At 60.9% G+C, this 19866-nt stretch carries 19 protein-coding genes; 11 read left to right on the top strand and 8 right to left on the bottom strand.

Annotated features, from left to right (window positions below; translation table 11 throughout):
- The first annotated feature begins 160 nt into the window (after positions 1 to 160).
- From E1748_RS09940 to E1748_RS09930, 3 genes are all read left to right on the top strand, one after another.
- Positions 161 to 1552: a cytochrome P450 gene (locus E1748_RS09940; protein WP_166653532.1), complete on the top strand. Its 1392-nt coding sequence runs from the start codon at positions 161 to 163 to the stop codon at positions 1550 to 1552.
- Positions 1471 to 2115 carry an SRPBCC family protein gene (locus tag E1748_RS09935; protein ID WP_166653531.1) on the top strand — a complete coding sequence of 215 codons (645 nt, stop codon included), beginning with the start codon at positions 1471 to 1473 and terminating at the stop codon, positions 2113 to 2115. The genes E1748_RS09940 and E1748_RS09935 overlap by 82 nt, the downstream gene beginning before the upstream one ends.
- Positions 2116 to 2221: 106 nt before the next feature.
- On the top strand, positions 2222 to 2800 hold the full coding sequence (locus tag E1748_RS09930) for a TetR/AcrR family transcriptional regulator (protein ID WP_133646910.1): 579 nt from the start codon (positions 2222 to 2224) through the stop codon (positions 2798 to 2800).
- Between the two features lie 20 nt (positions 2801 to 2820).
- Here the strand turns inward: E1748_RS09930 and E1748_RS09925 are convergent, their stop codons facing one another.
- Positions 2821 to 3354: a 2,4'-dihydroxyacetophenone dioxygenase family protein gene (locus tag E1748_RS09925; RefSeq protein WP_133646909.1), complete on the bottom strand. Its 534-nt coding sequence runs from the start codon at positions 3352 to 3354 to the stop codon at positions 2821 to 2823.
- Positions 3355 to 3472: 118 nt separating this feature from the next.
- Complete coding sequence (locus tag E1748_RS09920; protein WP_133646908.1) at positions 3473 to 3805, bottom strand: DUF4148 domain-containing protein; 333 nt, start codon at positions 3803 to 3805, stop codon at positions 3473 to 3475.
- 258 nt (positions 3806 to 4063) lie between these two features.
- On the opposite strand from E1748_RS09920, the gene E1748_RS09915 reads away from it, so the two are divergent.
- Complete coding sequence (locus E1748_RS09915; protein ID WP_133646907.1) at positions 4064 to 5104, top strand: LysR family transcriptional regulator; 1041 nt, start codon at positions 4064 to 4066, stop codon at positions 5102 to 5104.
- A gap of 9 nt (positions 5105 to 5113) precedes the next feature.
- Positions 5114 to 5338 carry a DUF2798 domain-containing protein gene (locus E1748_RS09910; RefSeq protein ID WP_133646906.1) on the top strand — a complete coding sequence of 75 codons (225 nt, stop codon included), beginning with the start codon at positions 5114 to 5116 and terminating at the stop codon, positions 5336 to 5338.
- 247 nt (positions 5339 to 5585) lie between these two features.
- Here E1748_RS09910 and E1748_RS09905 read toward each other — a convergent pair whose 3' ends face one another.
- Positions 5586 to 6032, bottom strand: coding sequence for a hypothetical protein (locus E1748_RS09905; RefSeq protein ID WP_240766428.1), 447 nt, complete (start codon positions 6030 to 6032; stop codon positions 5586 to 5588).
- A gap of 195 nt (positions 6033 to 6227) precedes the next feature.
- Here E1748_RS09905 and E1748_RS09900 point away from each other — a divergent pair, with 195 nt between their 5' ends.
- Positions 6228 to 6407: a hypothetical protein gene (locus E1748_RS09900; RefSeq protein WP_133646904.1), complete on the top strand. Its 180-nt coding sequence runs from the start codon at positions 6228 to 6230 to the stop codon at positions 6405 to 6407.
- 7 nt (positions 6408 to 6414) lie between these two features.
- Here E1748_RS09900 and E1748_RS09895 read toward each other — a convergent pair whose 3' ends face one another.
- Positions 6415 to 6849 carry an ester cyclase gene (locus E1748_RS09895; protein WP_133646903.1) on the bottom strand — a complete coding sequence of 145 codons (435 nt, stop codon included), beginning with the start codon at positions 6847 to 6849 and terminating at the stop codon, positions 6415 to 6417.
- Positions 6850 to 7004: 155 nt separating this feature from the next.
- Between E1748_RS09895 and E1748_RS09890 the strand changes: the two genes are divergently transcribed.
- Positions 7005 to 7898 (top strand): LysR substrate-binding domain-containing protein, encoded by an 894-nt coding sequence (locus tag E1748_RS09890; protein WP_133646902.1) that lies wholly within the window; start codon positions 7005 to 7007, stop codon positions 7896 to 7898.
- Between the two features lie 11 nt (positions 7899 to 7909).
- Here E1748_RS09890 and E1748_RS09885 read toward each other — a convergent pair whose 3' ends face one another.
- A complete protein-coding gene (locus tag E1748_RS09885; RefSeq protein ID WP_133646901.1) occupies positions 7910 to 8428 on the bottom strand; it encodes a hypothetical protein in 519 nt (172 codons plus the stop codon).
- 232 nt (positions 8429 to 8660) lie between these two features.
- On the opposite strand from E1748_RS09885, the gene E1748_RS09880 reads away from it, so the two are divergent.
- Complete coding sequence (locus tag E1748_RS09880; protein ID WP_133646900.1) at positions 8661 to 9233, top strand: TetR/AcrR family transcriptional regulator; 573 nt, start codon at positions 8661 to 8663, stop codon at positions 9231 to 9233.
- Positions 9234 to 9320: 87 nt separating this feature from the next.
- Here E1748_RS09880 and E1748_RS09875 read toward each other — a convergent pair whose 3' ends face one another.
- The 3 genes from E1748_RS09875 to E1748_RS09865 all read right to left on the bottom strand — a co-directional run bounded on the left by E1748_RS09875 (position 9321) and on the right by E1748_RS09865 (position 15296).
- Positions 9321 to 10526, bottom strand: coding sequence for a hypothetical protein (locus tag E1748_RS09875; protein WP_133646899.1), 1206 nt, complete (start codon positions 10524 to 10526; stop codon positions 9321 to 9323).
- 79 nt (positions 10527 to 10605) lie between these two features.
- Entirely contained in the window at positions 10606 to 12720 is a 2115-nt protein-coding gene (locus E1748_RS09870) for an alpha-galactosidase D (RefSeq protein ID WP_205965218.1), read from the bottom strand.
- Between the two features lie 155 nt (positions 12721 to 12875).
- Positions 12876 to 15296 (bottom strand): glycoside hydrolase family 95 protein, encoded by a 2421-nt coding sequence (locus E1748_RS09865; RefSeq protein WP_166653530.1) that lies wholly within the window; start codon positions 15294 to 15296, stop codon positions 12876 to 12878.
- A gap of 667 nt (positions 15297 to 15963) precedes the next feature.
- Here E1748_RS09865 and E1748_RS09860 point away from each other — a divergent pair.
- Genes E1748_RS09860 through E1748_RS09850 form a run of 3 tightly spaced genes read left to right on the top strand, consistent with a single transcriptional unit; the run spans position 15964 to position 19852 of the window.
- Positions 15964 to 16464: a sigma-70 family RNA polymerase sigma factor gene (locus tag E1748_RS09860; protein WP_133646897.1), complete on the top strand. Its 501-nt coding sequence runs from the start codon at positions 15964 to 15966 to the stop codon at positions 16462 to 16464.
- Positions 16461 to 17456, top strand: coding sequence for a FecR domain-containing protein (locus E1748_RS09855; RefSeq protein WP_166653529.1), 996 nt, complete (start codon positions 16461 to 16463; stop codon positions 17454 to 17456). The genes E1748_RS09860 and E1748_RS09855 overlap by 4 nt, the downstream gene beginning before the upstream one ends.
- Positions 17457 to 17512: 56 nt before the next feature.
- Complete coding sequence (locus tag E1748_RS09850) at positions 17513 to 19852, top strand: TonB-dependent siderophore receptor (RefSeq protein WP_166653528.1); 2340 nt, start codon at positions 17513 to 17515, stop codon at positions 19850 to 19852.
- The last annotated feature ends 14 nt before the right edge of the window (positions 19853 to 19866 follow it).

Below are 19866 nucleotides of genomic sequence, written 5' to 3'. Positions count from 1 at the left end.
CCGGATTGAAACAGGAGCATGCAACCTGCTCCGTGAATGAGCTGTGATGCCGCGGCTTTTGAATAAAGCGGCAATAAGACCGAATAAAAAACGCAACCCATCCTGCCAGAACAGGCACATACGGACCCTGCACAAACAGGAGACGCTCAGATGCAGACATATGAGCACGAAGATTCACAACTCCATTCCGCTCCACGAGGAAACCATTCCCGAAGCGCCTGGCGCGTGGCCGCTGCTGGGTCACATGGTGCCGATGCTGCGCCGGCCGCTCGCATTCCTACCCGCCATTGCCGCGCATGGCGACATCGTCAAGGTGCGGTTCGGGCGAATGCCGGTGTACGTGGTCACGCATCCGGGTGCGGTGCGCGAAGTGCTCGTGCCGGGCGATCGCGACTACAAGCGCGGGCGCATCTTCGAGAAACTGGAACCCGCGCTGGGTAAAGGCATCGCGACGGTGTCCGGCGACGAGCACCGTCGTCAGCGCAGATTGCTGCAACCGGTTTTCACGCGTGAGCGGATTGCGCAGTACGCCGCAATCATGCGAACCGCCGCCGAAGAAACCGTCGCCACGTGGCGCGACGGTGATGTGCTCGCCGTCGACGAAGCGATGAACGATCTCGCGTTGACCGCGCTCACACGCAGCCTGTTCCGGCTCACCGTGCAGGCCGACACCGCCGATGCAATCAAGCAGGGCATGCAGGCGCTCACACGCGGACTGCTGTTGCGCACCGTGTTGCCGAGCGCATGGGAACGCGTGCCGACGCCTGGCAATCTGCGTTTCGATCGCGCGATGGCACGCATGCATCGGGCCATCGACAACGTCATTGCCGCCTATCGCGAGGCCAGCGAGGATCGCGGCGACGTGCTGTCCGCGCTGCTCGCGGTACGCGACGACGACGGCTCGGCGTTGTCCGATGAAGAAATCCACGCACAGGTGATGACGCTCGCGCTGACCGGCATCGAAGCGCCCGGTGCGGCGCTCGGCTGGGTGATGTACGAGATCGGGCGTAACCCGGAAGTCGCGAGCAGGGTCTACGCGGAGATCGATGCGGTGCTCGGCGAACGCGCGCCGCAGTACGAAGACCTGCCTGCGCTCGAGTACCTGAGCCGCGTGATTACCGAAGTGCTGCGCCTGCGCACGCCGCTCGTGTTCACGCGACGCACGCTGAGCGCGGTACGCGTCGGCCGCTACACGATTCCTGCCGATTCGGAAGTGATCTACAGCCCGTACCTGATGCATCACGACGCACGCTGGTTCGACGACCCGCTGCGTTTCGATCCCGACCGCTGGCTGCCGGAGAACCGGCAGAGCATGGATTGGGAAAACTTCGTCATGTCGAGCGCGATGGTGTCGTGTGGGCGACGTTTGCGAAAGACACGCCGGATTTCGAAACGTATTTCGACGACGCCCTGCCAGGAATCGATCGTCTGTTTGCGCGCAAGGTCCGCGTGCTCGGCTACCAGCGGCAGATGCTGCCGTGCAACTGGAAGTTGTATATCGAGAACCTGCGCGATCCGTACCACGCCACGCTGTTGCACACGTTCTACGTGACGTTCGGCCTGCTGCGTGCCGGCAATTCGTTCAGCCTCGGCACCGCTGCGGGCGGTGCGCATTCGATCACGGTGACGCAGAACACCGGTCAACAGAGCAAGGACACCACCGGGGAAATTCAACGCTTTGGCGATCGTCTGACGCTCGAGGACATGGCGACCGTGGTGCCTGTTCCCGAGTTCGCGGACGGTAAGGTCGGAGGCGGCACGCCGCATCCGGGCATCGTCATGCATCAACAGGCCAACAGCCTCGCGATCCGTCATCTCGTTCCGAAAGGACCGGGACATACCGAACTGATCTGGACATTCTTCGGCTATGAGGACGACAGCGACGAGATGAAGCTGCGCCGGATCAAGCATGCGAATCTGTTTGGGCCAGCCGGCCTCGTTTCCGTCGACGACAGCGAGGTGCCGAAGTTCGTCCAGAAGACTGCCATGAGCTACCAGGAGAACGAAGGCTATTTCGAACTGGGCGGCCGCGATACGGGGGACGTCGAGCATATGCTCAGCGAGAGCCAGATTCGTGCGTTCTATGAGTTTTATAGAGGCGTGATGGCGGTGTAGCGGGAGCGGCCATCCTCCGAACCTATTATTGACATAAATGTCTAAAATCGGTAGCGTTGCACTACCCGACATATCCGCTAACCGCCCTTTCTATTTTTCCGATCCCATGGCACGCACTCGCGAATTCGATGAAGAGGAAGCCTTCGAGAAGGCCCTCGAAGTTTTCTGGCTCAAGGGTTTTCGCGGCACCACGATGCTGGATCTGGCGGAGGCAACGGGCGTTCAGCGCGGGTCGCTGTACCACGCGTATGGCGACAAGGAAGAAGTGTTCGTGCAGGCATTCGAGCGATACGCAGCGGCCTTTCTTGCTAGCGTGACCAAGGCGCTCACCCAACCCGATCTGACCGACGCGTTAAATGCCTTCTTCGACGTATCGATTCGCACGATCACAAAGGGCACCCCGGCGCGAGGATGCCTGTCCACGAGAACGGCTTTCGACCTCGACGCCGCTTCACCACGCGTCACGGAATCGCTCAAGGCGCTGCTCGACAAACTGTCGGCCATCATAATGATCACGCTCGATACCGACGAGAGAAAAGCCCAGCTCAGCGTGTCCCCGAAAGAAGCGACGAGTCTGATCGTCGCGATGACGCGTGGGCTCGGTGTGCTCGAACGCGTGTATGCCGACAAAAAGGCGCTGCGAAATACCGCGTCGGCACTGGTCAAGGCACTCGTGCGCGCTTGACGTCGCCACGCGAATCGCCGTCAACGAACGAGGCGGTCCAGTTGCCGCTGATCGAGCCCGTGCTCTTCGTAATGAGCACGGGCCGCCGCGAGCTTCGTGAACACATCCTCATAGCCCGTGATCCGGTCGCCATCCAGGTAGATATAGCCGGCGACCGAATGAAACCACGTGATCATCTCTGTCACGTCGCGAGGCACGACGAGCGTGTGAATCTCGCCCGGCGGTTCCATCACGAATGAGCCCTCGGTATACATCTCCTTGTGCTCCATGTAGAACCAGCGCCCCTTGAGTACGTGCGCATGAACGGCGCCCAGATGCCGGTGACACGACAGCACACCCGACTTGCGCACGCGCAGCAGATTGACCCAATACCCCTGCGTCACACCGAAACAAAGCGGCAGAAACTCCACGCCTTCAGCCTGCCGGATCCACATCGACTCATCGATTTCGCGAACGTCCTGGAAAAAGATATCCGGCTGCGCGTCCGGCGGCAGAGGATCGCGTGCTGGCTGGACGCCCAGCGGGTTATCGAAGTCTCGCGAATACTGCTGCATGGTTGTCTCCTGGGGCTTTGTCTCTTACGTCTTTTATTTCTCAAGACCGTCTTCGATTGTTCGGACGGTTTCCAGCCGGCGTCCGGGACCACCTTCATCCCAGGCGCCGCAACCCGGATCAGCTGCCGAAATAAATCGACTTGAGACCGGGGATGTCATCCGTGGCCCCTTGCCCACGCGCGCCGGATGCCGACGAACCCGCAGCACGGCCACCTACTCCGCTTGCCTTCGGTGCCTCCACGGACTGCACGCTGCCGTTCGCGACACGGCTTTCCGCTTCCATCAGTTTCGTCGGGTAGGACGCTTCGGTATCGCCGCGATAGCCGGCCTGTTGAAGTTCGGTCAATTCGGCGCGAACCTGGGCGCGCGTGATGGTGCTGTGCGATTGAGCAAACGCGATGGCCGGGGCCAACGCAAGTGCCACGACGGAAACTACGAGTCTGGTTTTCATGATGAGTACCTTTCCAAAGAGTTAAGTGCTGACGTCTGGCGATCAATCCATGTGCCGTTCGTCGTGATTCCAGTGTAGGTAGCGATGCGTCGATGTTTAAGGGCTTTGACGGACAGTGACTCTTTCAGCCGGTGCGGGTAATCGATGACCGGCATGCCCGGGGTACCACTCATGCATTTATTTCTTGACACTACTGTCAAATATTGAGAGCATGCACGCATGCCGGATAGATTCCGGTGCCTAGCAGGGACGTCTACCATGGACACCATTCAAAACATGCGACTGTTTGTTCGCGTCGTCGAAGCCGGTACATTCACGGCGGTCGCGAACGAAAACGACATGACCACCGCACAGATCTCGCGCGCGGTGTCGTCGCTGGAGAAGCAGTTGCAGGCAACACTGCTGCGCCGGACCACGCGTCATCTGGCGCCGACAGAGGCCGGCGCGCGCTATTACGAGCGTGCGCGGTCCATTCTCGCGGACGTCGACCACGCGCACGCGGAAGCACGCAGCACGGTCACCACGGCAAGCGGGCATCTGCGCGTGCATTCGTCGCCGGGGCTTGCTCAACGGTTCGTGACCGCAGCGCTCGTCGACTATCAGGCCAGTCACCCTGAGGTATCGGTCGAACTCAGCATCGCGCAGGGTGTGCCGAGTCTCGTCGAGGACGGTTTCGACGTGTCGCTGATGTGCGCGTCACAACTGCCCGATTCCAGCTACGTTGCGAGTACGCTCGGGACCACGCATTCGGTGCTCGTCGCATCGCCGGCCTATCTGGCGAAGAACGGTGTGCCCGCTCTGCCCGAGGATCTTGCGGGTCACGTGTTGTTGCGGTTCGCGAGCCCTGTCGCGCCGGCAAACGAATGGCACCTCGAAAGCGCCGATGGCGCAACGGTCGTGCCCGTCGACGCGTCGCCGTTTCAGGCCAATACGCCCGATGCGCTCGCGCATGCGCTGCGGTCAGGCCTCGGCATAGGCGCACTTGCCGTGTACAACGCGCTCGACGATCTGCGCAGCGGAGCGCTCGTCAGAGTGTTGCCGCAATACGCGCTGCGCGCATTCAACGTGTATGCGGTGCATGCGCCTGGCCGCTACCCTGACACCAAGGTCCGTACGTTGATCGAGCACCTGCGTCTCGCGGTTCCCGCGGGTCTCGCCGCCATGCAGCGCGATCTCGATGCGATGAACTCGGTGCAGTCGCTCGCACCCGCGAAGACCGGGGTACTCCGCGCGGACGGGTCGAGGCCGCTGCTCCGTGCAGTCGAGCGCAACGGCACTTACAGTGCAATAACTCATTAGGTGACGCCGATGTTCAGAATCCCCAGGCGTTACGGTCATTTTGTATTTGGAACGGTTCAGTCCGGAATCACGTGCGCCGTGGCGTCCGCGATCGCAAACGCACACTTCATTGCCGATGGAACATTCGCGTCGCACTGGCTGAGCGCCTATCTTTTCTCGTGGCTCGTGATGCTGCCGGTTGTCGTGTTCGCAGCACCCTTGATCCGTCGACTCGCCGACCGGATGACGAGCTGATCGTGCATTGCTCCGTTCGGAGCGGAATGCAGCGGCCTGTCTGCACGCGGGGCAACCGATATGGTGCTCGACAGGGAGTGGGGTTTATCGAAAACGGGGAGCGACTGCGTGCTCAAAAACGAGCGTTCGAACAGCAGTAGACAGGCAGTGTTCGGTCTGCAGAATATTGGAGGTTGCGTCCCCGAGGGAAGAGGACGCGCGGACGCGCAACCGGTTTGCCTCAGACCAGGCACCTGTCGTCAACAGGTTATTTCGCCGCCGATGCTGCCGACGCCGCGCCATCACCAAAAATCGACCGGTAATACGCAACGCCGCTATCGAGATGCGCGCCGAATCCAAAACCTTTAGCCAGCATCGACTGCATCTCGCTGCGCTCGATGCGCATCACGTAGCTTTGTTCGGTCGTGACCAGCTCGCAAGGCTCGCCGTGCGCCTCCGTCGTGCTGAACCACTTGCCTGGATCGGCGTGTCCGCTCTTGAATGCGCGGCCGGCATGTTGCACCTGCCAGCCGCCGTCGAGTAATACCCAGTACGCGTCGTCGGAAACGGTAGCACCGCATTTCGCCACCACCGCTCCGGGGTCGGCCGACCACTCGCGTGAATGGTCAATCACCCACTGCAGCTGATCCGTGGCCAGTGCGGTGAAGAACGGCGTATGCCGCAGCAAGTGCAGGTATGTCGTGGAAGGTTTCATCGTCAGCTTCTGTGAGGCGTCCGGCTCGCGGCTGCCTTCGCATGCGGTTAGCCCAAGCGCTGCGACCAGCGCCAGCGCGGAAATCCGGAGCCTGCGGCTCCATCGGACCGCGCCCGTCTGAACTGGAGCCGTTTTCATACGCCGCCCTCGCCCGACTGCCGGCCGAATGCTTCGTATAGCCAACGACCTGTCACGATGCTGCAAAAAACCGGTTGCGTTGCCGCGTCCATCGCCGACTCCTTTCTGAAGAAAGAACATGCAGCCATGGTCGCCGATCCGTCCGCAAAAATCATCCCCGGTTCTTTGCCATCACCATTCCATCAGCGTCAACTATTCGGCCGGGATCAACCACCCGGCGCGCAAATAGTTAGATGAATCGCCTTCAGAGAGTGCCTGCGCTTTCCCTCACAGCCATCAAACTCCGATGCACCTCCAGCGCGTTCCGCTCGACCCAATTGTGCTGCAACAGTCCGTCTTCGCGTACGTGCAGTACCGCGGTTCCGGTCATGTCGATGGGTGACTGGCATGGCTCAAAACCCATGAAGCCATTGTTTTTCCCCGTCACACGCCACCGGCTCACAACCCGGTCACCCGTTTCGTTCTGAAAGCTCTCGACGACATGAAACTCAAAGTCGTCGATGCTCGCCAGAAAAGCGGCCACCCACTTCTTGAAGTTGCCACGCGAACGGATTTCCACACCACCCGACGTAATGCAAAAGTCTTCCGCAACCAGATGGTCGACCGCGTCGGGGTTGCGCGATTGCCATACTTCTCGCCAGAAGTTCTCGACGATCTTCACTGAATTTTGCTTGTCCATGCTCACACTCCAATAGGTTCGATCAGATCAATACCGCTGCGGCTCGATGGGTTTAATCCGCACCTGGAAGCCGGTACGTTCATTTTCTGCCCTTGCAAACAAGAAGACCAGCGACTAATATTTATTGAATCCAGCTGTTTCCCTTCTTAATCAAAATGACGCTCGACCTCGATCTTCTACGTGCATTCATCGCCGTTGCCGAAGCGGGCAGCTTTACGGCGGCCGCGGATGTCGTCGGTCGTTCGCAATCGGCCGTCAGCCAGAAAGTGCTGCGTCTCGAAGAGAGCCTGGGGCTTCAGGTGCTGGAGCGCACAAGCCGATCGTTGAGCGTCACGCCGGATGGTGAACGCGTGCTGGTCGCCGGGCGACGTCTGCTCGCGCAATACGATGCGTTCATGCAGGAACTACGCAATCCTGAGCCGCTGGAAACGCTACGCTTAGGTGTCTCCGAGAATCTGGTCCAGACGCAGTTGCCTTTGCTGCTTGCGCGAGTGCGTGAACGCTATCCGAATCTGCAGCTCGAGCTGACCACTGCGTCGAGTCAGGATCTGTTTGCAAACCACGAAGCGGGATTGCTGGACCTGGTGCTGGCGAAGAGGAAGCGCGAAGGTTCGGCGCATCGTGGCCGGGTCATCTGGAGAGAGCCGCTGGTGTGGCTGGCGGCAAGCGGCTTTCGTAGCGACGCGAAGCGGCCCGCCAGGCTCGTGATGATGCGTCCGCCCTGCGGGTACCGCGAAGTGATGACCGAAACGCTGGACGCGGCCCGCCGCGAATGGACGACTGCGTGTACCGCGAGCAACCTGGTCGGCGTTCAGGCCGCGGTCGCGGGCGGTTTAGGCGTGACCGTGCTGGGCAGGTCTTTTCTGCAGGACGGTATGAAAATCCTGCCGACGTCCGCACAATGGCCCGCGCTGCCTGCGTCGGAAGTCGCGGTCATCGGCGAGGATTCTGTCGCGCAGCATATCGTGCAGCCGTTGATTGCATTGTTCGTCGAGGTCCTGACGGAGAGTTCCACGTCCGCGCTGGATGTGACAGCGGGCAACCGATAGCAACGGAAAGCTCAGGGGACCCGTTCAAATCCAGGCGACGCAAAGCCGCTCGTCACCGTGCCTGTCAGCGAAGCGCCCGTGCATGTCCATGTCGTACGGTCATACGAGTAGTTCGTCTTGATCCAGCGATTGCCGACGTTGTCGCCGCCCGGCACACGGAACTCCCAGCCGTTCTCGACCGTATAGTGCGCGTTGTCGGGGCCGTCCGATGCAACGTCTTTCGCATCGACGATTCTCTGACGCGTCGCGCCGCCGTCGATCGGTACGGGATCGCTCTTCGCGCCTTTGACGTCGTCCGCATGCATCTGCCGTAGTGAGTCGACGCACGCCGCGAAGCTCGAGAACGTTTTCTCCGGCAGCGGCCTGGGTGGCAACTGGCCGCTTGCATGAGCGCGTGTTACGAACAGAACCACAACGATCAACGTCGATTGCGCTACCACGCCCGCGATCCTGCGCAGCGTGGAAGAATTCCGGATGCCCTTCTTCAGCCTGAGGCTTCCGCGTTCGATCGTTATCGTCAGACTATCCATTTTGAGTGAATTGAACGTGCATGCCAGCCGACAGTCAGAAGCTTCACTTGATCGACCTCGGCGGCGTTAAACGGCACGCGATAGAATCGCGCCGGATTGTTCGCCGCTCCGCCACGACAGGCGAACCGGACCACATTGCAATGCGGCCTGCCCGATAGACGATCGAAAGGTGCGGGTACTGAACGAGCCGAACTAGAATGATAAAGTGCGTCCCCATGACGGAGGGTTTGTGATGCGCGAGAGCAAGCGCCAGCAGGTCGTGGAAAAAGCCACCGAGCTGTTTTCCAGGTATGGCTTCCACCCGGTGGGCGTGGACTGGATCATCGACGATTCGGGCGTCGCGAGAATGACGCTGTACCGGCATTTCACCGGCAAGGACGATCTTGTCCGCGAGGTACTGGAACAGCGCTATCACTTCATCATCGGCAGCATGGAGCAGAGTCTCGAAGGCGTCACCGATCCGGTCAAACAGGTGAAGGGACTCTTCGACTGGTATGGCAACTGGTTCAGAACGCCCGAATTCGCGGGATGTCTGTTTGAGCGCGCACTCGCGGAATTCGGCACAAGCTACCCGAAGATTTCCGAAGTTGCGATTCGCTACCGCGAGAAAATCGTCAGCTGGATCGCGGAGATTCTGCGAGACGTCTTACCGGAACCGGCAGCCAAACGTTTAGCGGATGTATGCATGATGCTGCTCGATGGCGCGACCGTCGAAGCGCGGGCATTCAACGACGCGTCCGCGGCTGCGAAGGCATGGCAAGCGGTTGAGGCGATGCTCGCACAGGCGACGGTGAAGGCCGCTTAAGCGACCTCAAGCGCACGTCGTTAAAGCACTTACGGAATCTTTCGATCATTCGGGCGAGCAGGTTGCCCTGCCCGCCTCGCACCAGAATCAGTTCGGCAACCACCACGGAAGCGCACTCACGCGCGGTCCACAATAGCGCGAGTTGCCAAGGCACGATGCCAGCGCCTGATCGCCAAACCACTTCTGCGTGTCCAGGTTGTAATGCACGCTGCCGTCTCCGCCGCCTAGCGCACCGCCCTGGAAAATACCGAAGCCCGGCCCCTGGCCATTCCAGTCAGGCGACTTCGATGCATCCGCGAAACTGAAGGTACGGGGATCCGCATCGACGAATCCCTCGAACACCTTTTGCATCGACGCCAGCGCGTTCGGGTTATAAGGCGCAACCGCACCGCTGACGTTGTCATAAGCCGTCGACAGCGGCTTCACGATCATCACCGGGAATTTCGTTCCCACTGCCGCAAAGAAACTGCTGAAGAGGTGCGCATAGTTCTGCGGCGCGCGCTGGATCGTCGGCGCATTACCTGAAGAATTTAGCGGCGCAGCCTCGGCCTCCCATTGATTCCACTGCAACCCCAGGATGCGCGGTTTCTTGCCGCTCGCGAGAATCTGCTTGAGCCCGAGGTACATCATCCGGCGAGCGAACGGGGCTAGCGCGTAAGTCGGTATCTGGGACGCGTTCAGCATCGGCTGCCAGAGATTGACGCCATGCACGGTCCAGCCGCAGCAACCGCTGAACGCATCGTCGGCAGCGTCGACGCCCTGGCTGCCCCAGCCGATGTGGATGATGTACAGGTCGGGCAACCGTTCACCGGCATTGATCGCGGACTGCCATGCGTAGGCCGCGAAATTGGCCGCATTACCGCTGCCGCCGTAGTAGCCAAGATTCATGTCCGCCGACGTGCTGTCCGACCAGTTCACCCACGTCACGTGCTTGATCGTCGAGATCGGTTGGGTGAACGGCGCACCCGTGCCGTCCGCGTTGCCGGCGATGTTGCCCCATCCGTCGTTACGGATGCCCCAGACGTTAGGTGCCGGCATTCCGCCCGTGCTTGCGCCCGTGTTCGATGCGCCGGTCAACACAAGGTCTGGCGGCAGGCCATTAAGGCCCGCGCTATTGCTCTGCCCCATCACGAACAGCACGGCAACTTCATCGTGGTGGAAGCGTTGCCCTCGCTCCGAGGCCGTCGACGCGGTGTCGTTCGACTGGACTAACGAGTCGGCCGCAAACGATGTCTGTGCAAAACTCGTGGCCAACACCAACGGCAGTGCAATCCGCATCAAGAGATTCTTCATGCGTGTCTCCATGGATCGTCAAAGATCGTTTATGAAGCGATGCCGGCGATAACGCGGGCATCGCTTCGCCGTAGATCGATTACTGTTTGACCGCCTGACCTAACCCGTCGATGTCGGGACCGTAGTTACCGGACAGCACCGAGAACTTGACGGTGTTCATGCCGGCTTTAAGCGGGACCGTCAGTTGAACGCTCGACAGGATCGGGAAATCCCACGTCCCTTCGCCCGGGAACTGGACCGGAATCAGCGGACCGCCGTTGATGCTGACGTTCAATGCACGCGGCGAACCGCCGCCATCGTCCGCGCTGATGTAGACGACGGGGAGCGTGTACTGGCCATCGGATGCCGCAACGATGCCGTTGAACTGCAGGCTCGAATCCGAGTTCGTGAGATTGCCGACCTTGTTGTTGCCGCTGCAGATGTTGCATGCCGCGATGGACGCGTCCTGAATCACGTTGGCGGCGCTTTCCGCTTCATAGGCGACCGGCGGCAATGCGAGCTGCGGAGCGGCAAGCAAGGTCACCTTGTCGATTTCAGGCGCGCTGCGGCCCTTGCCCGGAAGCACGAAGGTCAGCTTGTTGCTCCCCGGAGTGAACGGCATGTACAGCGTGATCGTGCCTTGCGTGTTTCTCGGCGTCACCGGAAGCGTGATCGTCGTCAGGACGCTCTCGTTGAGAATCAGCGAGACCTTCAACGCGGACGTTCCCGTGTTGCGGTAGTTGACGTCGATGTATCCGCCCGTCGTCGCAGTCAACGTATAGCGGGCAACTCCATCCGCCTGCTTCATCGGTTTCGCTTTCTGGATCTTCGACGCGTCGTCCGTGCCGGCGATCGTCAGCATCACGGAACCGCCGGCCGGCACATTGGCCGCCGTGTAGCCGGACGTCGGTGAGCCGAGATCCGTGTGCGCCCAGACATCGCGCACGCGAGCCGAAGCGGACGGGTCCAGTCCGAGGTCTTTCCAGTTCACCGTGATCGCTGCGGCGGTCCCTGTCGTGTTGAGCAGAACCACTGCACGACGACCCTGACCCGACAGCAGTTTGGCCCATACACCCAGGCCATTCTGCGGTACCGCGACGCGAATCGCCTGCAGGCCGCGTGCGTCCTGATCGATCGCGAGCACTTCGGGATTGGTCAGCGTCGCCATCGTGTCCGCGCTAACGGGGGTCGTGAAATCGGTGCCGAGGATCAGCGGTGCGCCGGAAATCGCCCACAAGCTCATATGCGTGCGATCCTGCGCAGCCGTCAGACCGAACCCTGCGAGCATCATGTCCGCATCGTTGTAGACGCCCGTGTGCTGCGCTTCCGGAAAGTAGTTGCCGTAGAAGTTCTGGTTCACGATCCGCGAGAAGTCGGGCGTGCTCTGATGGCCCGGCGTGCCGGTGTCGTACGTGATGTCCTCAGTCGTTCTCCACAGGTCCGCGATTTGCCCCCAGTCGTACGAGCGACCCGTCTTGTCGCTATGGAAACTGTTCGGGTTGATGCTGTAGACGATGCGTCGATTCACCGCCGCACCTGCGCTGTTCAGCGCATCGCGCATCTTCTGGAAGCCCGCGACCTGATCGTCGAGCGTGCCGTCCGGCGTGCACCAGTCGTACTTCACGTAATCGACGTCCCACGATGCGAATGTTTTGGCATCCTGCACTTCGTGTCCGAGACTGCCCATCGGCGTCGTGTGACCGGCATACAGGTTATTGCGCTGCGCGCAGGTTTCGAACGAAGGGACTTCGTAGATGCCGAATTTCAGGCCGCGTGCGTGAACATAGGCGGCCAGTGCTTTTATGCCGCTGGGGAAGCGCACGGGGTCGGCGACCAGGTTGCCTTGCGGATCGCGCGACGGCGCAAACCAGCAATCGTCGACGTTGATATAGCTGTAGCCCGCTTTCATCAGCGGACCGTCTTTCTTCAAACCACCGGAGATCGCATTCGCGGCCGTTTTCACCAGGTCTTCGGTGATGTTGCAGCCGTATGCGTTCCATGACGCCCAGCCCATCGGCGGGAGCGCGATCGACTGTTGAGCCGCAGTTTGCGTTGAAGGCGTTTGAGACGACGATGCGTCTGCTGCATTTGCCTCGGCGTGCAGGACGCTCGCGGCTTCGGATGAATTCTGATCGCCGCCGCACGCGGACAGACCGAACATCATCATCGCGCTGACGAATAACAGAACCACCTGTGTACGACCCAGGATCTTCATGATTTTCCTTGGTGAAAACTTGGTGAGAAATGAAAATCGGGACTTCGGGGTTAACTGCCGGACAGCGCCGGGTTGCGGCGCTGCCGTGTTTCGTTTTGCTTCGGGCGGTGAGCCCGTGGATTGCCTGGCTGACCGGTTTATCCGGTAGCGGTCGCTCAATACCCTGGCTGGAGATTGCCGTCGAATCTCATCGTGCTGCCCGCCTGCATCGCGACGGTCCGCGTGCGGTTGCCGTATTGCAGCGTCGTGCGCGTCCCGCCGACGCTCGTGAGTTTCACCGACGACAACGATCCACGGCTCCACTTGAGATCCACCGTAAAGCCGCCCTTCGCGCGCAATCCCTTCACGCTTCCGGTGCCCCATTGCGTGGGCAATGCGGGCAGCACCGTGATGCGATCCATCCGGCTTTGCAGCAGCATTTCGAGTATCGCGGCCGGACCGCCGAAGTTCGCGTCGATCTGGAATGCAGACGAATTACTCGACAACGCGTACGCGTCGAACATGTTCGCGAACGTGCCGCTGACGCCATCGTTACCCGCCGAGTAACGCAACAGCTTCGGGATCATCGAGTAGCTGGTCGCGGCGTCGTGGAAGTGTGCCCAGCATGCAATGCGCCACGCGAGGCCCCATCCGAACGAATCGAAACCGCGCGCGGTCAGCAGCGCTTTCACACCAGCCACGAGCTTCGGATCGCTGTCGAGCGTGATGCGCTCGCCTTCGAACCATCCGATCAGCGGCGACAGATGCCGGTGTCCCGTCTCGCCGACGACGCTGTCGCTCATCCACTCCTGAAGCTGCCCGGTCGTGGGGCTCACCTTCGGCAGATAGAGCTGCGATTTCATCGTCGCAATCGTCCGCGCAAAGTCTGCGTCCTTGCCGAGCAACTGGCTCGCCGTGAGGTAGTTCGTGAACAGATCCCACACGAGTTCCTGCGCGTACGTGATGCCGAGCTGCTGATGCGGTCCCTGCTCCGGCGACCAGTCCTTGTCGTCGACGAGCAGACCCGTTGCAGGATCGCGGATCAAACGCACCTGCCAGAATTCGCACGCGGACTTGATGACCGGATAGATCCTCGCCAGATACGCGCGGTCGAGTGTGAACTCGTAGTGATTCCACAGCGTGCGGCAATACCACGCGCTTGCCGGCGGACTCCAGTCCCAACCGAGCGAACCGTAGATGCCCGTCGAAATCGCCACCGTCCAGCCCGCGACGTTGCCGCTGGAATTGCTGTAATTCGCGTTCGCGGCATCGTTGAAGTGATTCTTCGTCGACTGCACCCACGACGGCAGTTGCCCGGTCACGTAATCGACGAACGGTTGCTGGCACTCCGGCAACCCGGCCCGGTCGGCGAGCCAGTAGTTCATCTGGATGTTGATGTCGGTGTGGTAATCGGCCATCCACGGCGGGTTGTTCGTCGTGCTCCACAAGCCTTGCAGATTCGCCGGCAACGAGCCGCGCGACGACGAGATCGTCAGGTAGCGTCCGAACTGCACGTACATCGCTTCGAGTTCGGGATCGGCTGCGGATGGGTTCACCTGGCGCTGCAGCAAACGCTCGGGAATCGTCAGTGCGTTTTGCGAATCGCTCGATCTGCCGAAATCGAGATCCATGCGATCGAACAGCGAACGGTAATCGCGCACATGGCGCTCGAGCAGCGCGCCGTAGCGTCGCTCCGCAGCGCTTTTCGCGTCGGCGATGGCCGACTCGCGCGGATTGATACCGGTCAGATAGTTGTCGACGTAGCGGCCGTTGTAGTCGGTGCGCGCGGCGACGATGATCGTGACCGCCGGGCAATTCCGCAGCGTGATCTGCGCATTGCCCGCGCCGAGCGACGCGCTGCCTGCGTCCGGAACAACCAGCACGTAGGCCGAATACAGTTCTCCACTGCCGCCGACCGCGCCCGAAAACGACAGTGCCTGATTCGACTCGCCGACGGTTTGCGTGCCCTGCCCGTCGAACAGCGAAACGGTGCCGTTATACGCACCGCCATGCGACGACGTCAGACGGATCACGATCACGTTGTCGGGAAAACTGCTGAAAATCTCGCGCTTGTAGGTCTTGCCGCCGACGCGGTACTGCGTGCGCACAACCGAATTGCTGATGTCGAGCGAGCGCCTGTAATTCGTCGCGCCCGCATGCGCGGGCAGATCGATGTAGAGCCTGCCCAGCGACAGATACGTACCCATGCCGCTCGTCGTGTAGGCCGGATCGACGATGTCTCGCGTGCCCGACCACAGCGTGATTTCGTTCAGGTAAAGCACTTCGCGTTCGCTCGCCCCGCCCGCCATCGCGCCCAGTCGGCCGTTCCCGACCGGCAGCCCCTGGAACAGGATGCTGGACTCTACCGCAGGCGAGTCGTACTTGAACAGCAACGCCCGATCGGCCGAAACGAGCGCGTCGGACTGCGCGGAAGAGATCGCCGAATCGAACGCTTCGGACTGGATGGCGGAGAAGTCGCCGGTCGCACCGGCTGGAGAAAGAGAGGCTGCACCGGCACGGCCTGCAACCGGAATGATGGCGGCGGCGCCACCGAGTTTAAGCAGCTTGCGACGCTTTTGATTGACGGAAATCTTCATCGTGTCTCCTGCGATTGAGTTTATGCACAATCCACCTATGAACATTTCGTTCAAATATGCATTTGCAAGGATTGGTCAGACATTAGGTTTTTCCCTTGGTACGGCAGCGCAGATAGTGGGATGGGCAGCGTTTCGCGATGTGCGCTTTTGATGAAAATAGTTAGGAAGCCATATTTTTATAAAAACGCCGCTTTTAATTGATACGGATACCTTATCTATCTATTCAATGCGATTTACCGCGGACATCTCCAAGGATTCCAATACGAAGGAAATTCGCATCACGGTGCGCAGCAAGACCGCTCTGAACCTGAAACTTCAAAACAGCCCATCGATTCCCCTGTCTTCGATCCTGGCGATCGGCATGCAAACACAGCGGCCTCACTGCCGATACGCGCTCGCTTCATTTCTCAACAAATCTCAAAATCAAGCCGTTACCCTGTCTCTCAACAATTCACAGATGTTCACATTTCTCCCGCTATTCCCTGTTTCCATTGCACCTAGGGGCCGGGTAACGCGTCCTGGTCGAACATGAAAAATGAGATAATCGGCGGCAAAAATCACCTATTCAGCATCAGGGGTCGGTATTTTCGTCATGTTGTAGCGATGGGCCACGACTATCTAGCGGACTGAAGCCCGCGAAGCCAGGAGTACGAGGACCGGAACGACCATGCGCAGGGAACCTACGCCGTTGCACAAGCTTTATGCGGAGCATCACGGCTGGCTCGTCGGCTGGCTGCGCAGGCGCCTGGGCAACTCGGACCAGGCAGCGGATCTCGCTCAGGACACGTTCGTCAAACTGGTCGGCGAGCGCGACACCCCGCCGCTCGAGCAGCCGAGAGCGTATCTGGCCACCATTGCCCGCCGGTTGCTGATCGACCAGGCGCGGCGTCAGACGCTCGAACAGATTTATCTGGAGACGTTGGCAGCGCAGCCGGTCCACCACGCGCCGTCCGAAGAAGCCAGGGCGCTGGTGCTCGAAAGTCTGCGGCAGATCGACGCGATACTTCAGAAGCTCTCGGAGCCGGTGCGCGCCGCTTTCCTGATGTCCCAGCTCGACGGTCTGACTTACGAAGAGATCGCCGGACGACTCTCCGTGTCCACGCGGACCATCAAACGTTATATGGCCACCGCATTCGAAGAATGCCTTTGCGCGATGTACGAAGTATGAGCAACGATAAACTCGACCCCCAGCTATTCCGGCAGGCAGCGCAACTGCTGACGCGCCTCCATTCCGGATCCGCCACTGACGCAGACCACGCCGCGTTCTCGCGCTGGCAAACGCAAAGCGATGCGCACCGACGCGTCGGGGAACTGGCGCAACAGTTACGTCGCCAGTTCGAAGGGGTTCCGCAGGGGCTGAGCAACGCGCTGCGGCGCGACCAGGATGTGTTGAAGACACGGCGCCAGGTCGTCAGGGCCTTGTCGATGCTGGCCGTCCTCGGTCCGACTGCATGGCTCGCGAGCAGGATGCCGTGGCAAGTATGGAGCGCCGATTACCGGACGGCCACCGGCGCGCAGCGCGACGTCCGGCTCGCGGACGGCACGCATCTGATCCTGAACACCGGTAGCGCAGTCGACGTCGTGTCGAGCACGTCGATGCAGAAGGTCGTGTTGCGCGAAGGCGAGGTTATGGTGCTCCCGGCGAGCACCGGACAAACGACGCTGTCAGTGCAGACCGTCGAAGGATCGGTCGGATCCACAGGCGCGCAGTTCAGCGTGCGTCAACTGTCGGGGCTGACGCGAGTCGCGGCATTCATCGGCGATGTGCTGCTGTCGCCCGCTTCGGGTACTCCCTCTCGACTCCGGCAAGGACAGTGCTGCACCTTCACACGCGACACCGTCACCGCGCCGCAAGCCGTCAACGAACATGACGCGCTCTGGACACGCGGACTGATCTACGCCGACAACATGCGACTCGCGGACCTGATCGCGGAACTCTCGCGCTATCGCAGTGGCGTATTGCGCTGCGCAGACGATGTTGCCAATCTGCGCGTGTCGGGCATCTACCAGGTCTCGAACACCGACGCGACACTCGCATTGATCGAGCGTGCGTACCCGGTGCATGTCCAGTCGATCACGCCGTACTGGACGAGCGTCGAAGCACGCGGCAGCGGTGCCGACGACTCGCCGAAGCCGGCTGCCACCCAACACAATACGTAGCAGCGATGAAGCGGTATCGTCGCGGCCGACCGGCTCACATCGCTACGGAGCGCGTGATGCGTGGTCGCACGATCGCAATTCATCTTGCAGTCTGTCTGCTGTTTGCCCACACGCGTGCACACGCGGATCCACCACCCACCGCCGCTACACCCGCAGCAGATACGCACGTCCTGACATTCGACATCCCGGCCGGCCCCCTCGACAGCGTGCTTGCCCGCTTCGCCACCGAAGCGGGCGTATCGCTGTCGTTCGCGCCGTCGGACGTACAGGGCAAGCGCAGCGAAGGTGTTCACGGAACCTATACGGCAGCGAATGCGCTGACCGCGCTCCTGCACAACACCGGGCTCAGCGAAACCGCCCAAACCGCGAAGGGTTATCAGTTGCTGCTCTCTCCGGTTACGTCGCCGGGCCCGCGCTCGCCGGACGCGGTAACGGAGGCGATCGTGCTTCCTCCGGTCAAGGTGTCGGGTACGGCGCCTCCTGCGGATGAATTTGCGGCCACGTCGTCGTCGACGGCGACGCGCACCGCGACGCCGCTTTTCTATACGCCGCAGTCGGTTGCCGTCGTCACGCCGGCGCTGATAAAAAGCGAGCAGCTTCAGTCAATCGACGACGCGCTGCGCGACATCAGCGGCCTCACCAGCTTCATCTCGAGTGGAGCATCCCTGCAAGATAGAACACCGTATATCCGCGGTTTCGCTGCCACGGTGATGTTGAACGGTATGCCGACGACCTCAGCCGATGCGGCACTCAACCTGCCGGTCGCGGCACTGTCGAGTATCGAGGTGGTCAAGGGGGCGAACTCGCTCATCGGGGGCTCGACCTTGCCAGGCGGTCTGCTGAATGTGACGACCAAGCAACCGCAGAGCACGCCGGTTCACGAACTGACGATGCAGGCCGGCTCGTATGGAGACTGGCTAAGCTCGCTCGATCTCGCCGGCCCGATCGGCAATAGCGGACAACTGACCTACAGGTTTGTGGTGTCCGGAGAAAATGCAGCGCGCGACTTCTTCGGACAGAGAGGGGGGAGCAATGTTTATGTTGCTCCGTCGGTGGCCTACGACAACGGCAAAACGCGACTGGTCGTCGGCTTCCAGCAACACGCGTACAACGAACCGCTGGCGCCGTACACGGTGCTCCTTCCGTCGGGTCCACTGGCATTGAACTCGCAGCCCGTCACTCCCGCGGGTCGCGTCTACAGTAACGACACGTCGTTCAGCTACGACCTCACGCAGAAGTTGGGCGACGCGCTGACCTTTCACAGTCAGGCCAGGTACAACGCAGAAAAGAACTACGGCCCCGATGCCTGGGTTCTGCTCGACGTCGAATCGTTATCGCCGCTGACGGGCCGCTATCAGCCCATCCAGTTCCGGATTCAGACCGACAATCTCACGTTGGACAACAACCTGAAGGCCACGCTTTCCACCGGGCCAGTCAAGCAAACGCTGGTATTCGGCATGGCGTACAACAGAACCGTCCAGGTGTTCAATCAAAACAGCGGCGCCGACCAGTTCGAGCCGATCCCGTGGCAAACCGCGCCGCCTCCGACGACCCCGATTACCGACGTCGCCTCCGATACGACCACCGTTTCGAACACGCTCTATCTGCAGGATCAGATCGTGTGGAACGCGCTGCACGTAACGGTCGGCATCGACCGAAGCTCGCAATGGGGCACCGGCCAGCAGCATCAGAGCGCCTGGTCGCCAAGTGCCGGCATTCTTTATCAGCTCACGGACAGTGTCGCCGCGTATGCAAATGTTCAGAAGAGCTTTTATGCGCAGCCTGTGCTTGATGTGACAGGCCACGTCGCACCGCCGGAAACTGGGCGGTCCGTCGAAACAGGTCTGAAGTTCGACGCTCCGGATGCACGCTACGCCGGGACGGTCGCGCTGTTCCGTATCGCCGCCTCCAACGTTGCGATATCCGATCCGACGAATCCGGTTTTCTACGAGTTCATCCCGTCGGGTTATGTCACCCGAGGGATCGAGGTGGATGCGACAGCGCGCCTGGTCCCGGGGTGGAAACTGTCCGCGAGCTACACGTTTACGCTGTCGTCGAATCCGCCGGGCACGAATACCCTGCAGGTGCCCAAACATGCGTTCAGTCTCTGGACCACCTACGATCTGCAGTCGGAAGGCTGGCATGGCTGGGGCGCAGGGCTCGGCATCCGGGCACGGTCGTCCTATGCGACAGAGGACAGCGCCGGCAATGCATTGTCGATCGCCGGCCAGCTCCGTACCGATGCAAGCATCTACTATCACGCGCGCGACTGGTCGATGACGCTGGGCGTGAAGAACGTATTCGATCGCCGGCTGTACGGCGATTTCGCGCAGGGGCAATTCACTGAGGTGCAGCCGACGCGCCTGTTCTATCTGACCGGCGTCTACGACTTCTGACAATTGGCGGCGAT

Source organism: Paraburkholderia flava (genome assembly GCF_004359985.1).
GTDB lineage: Bacteria > Pseudomonadota > Gammaproteobacteria > Burkholderiales > Burkholderiaceae > Paraburkholderia > Paraburkholderia flava.
This window is presented reverse-complemented; position numbering and strand designations above follow the sequence as displayed.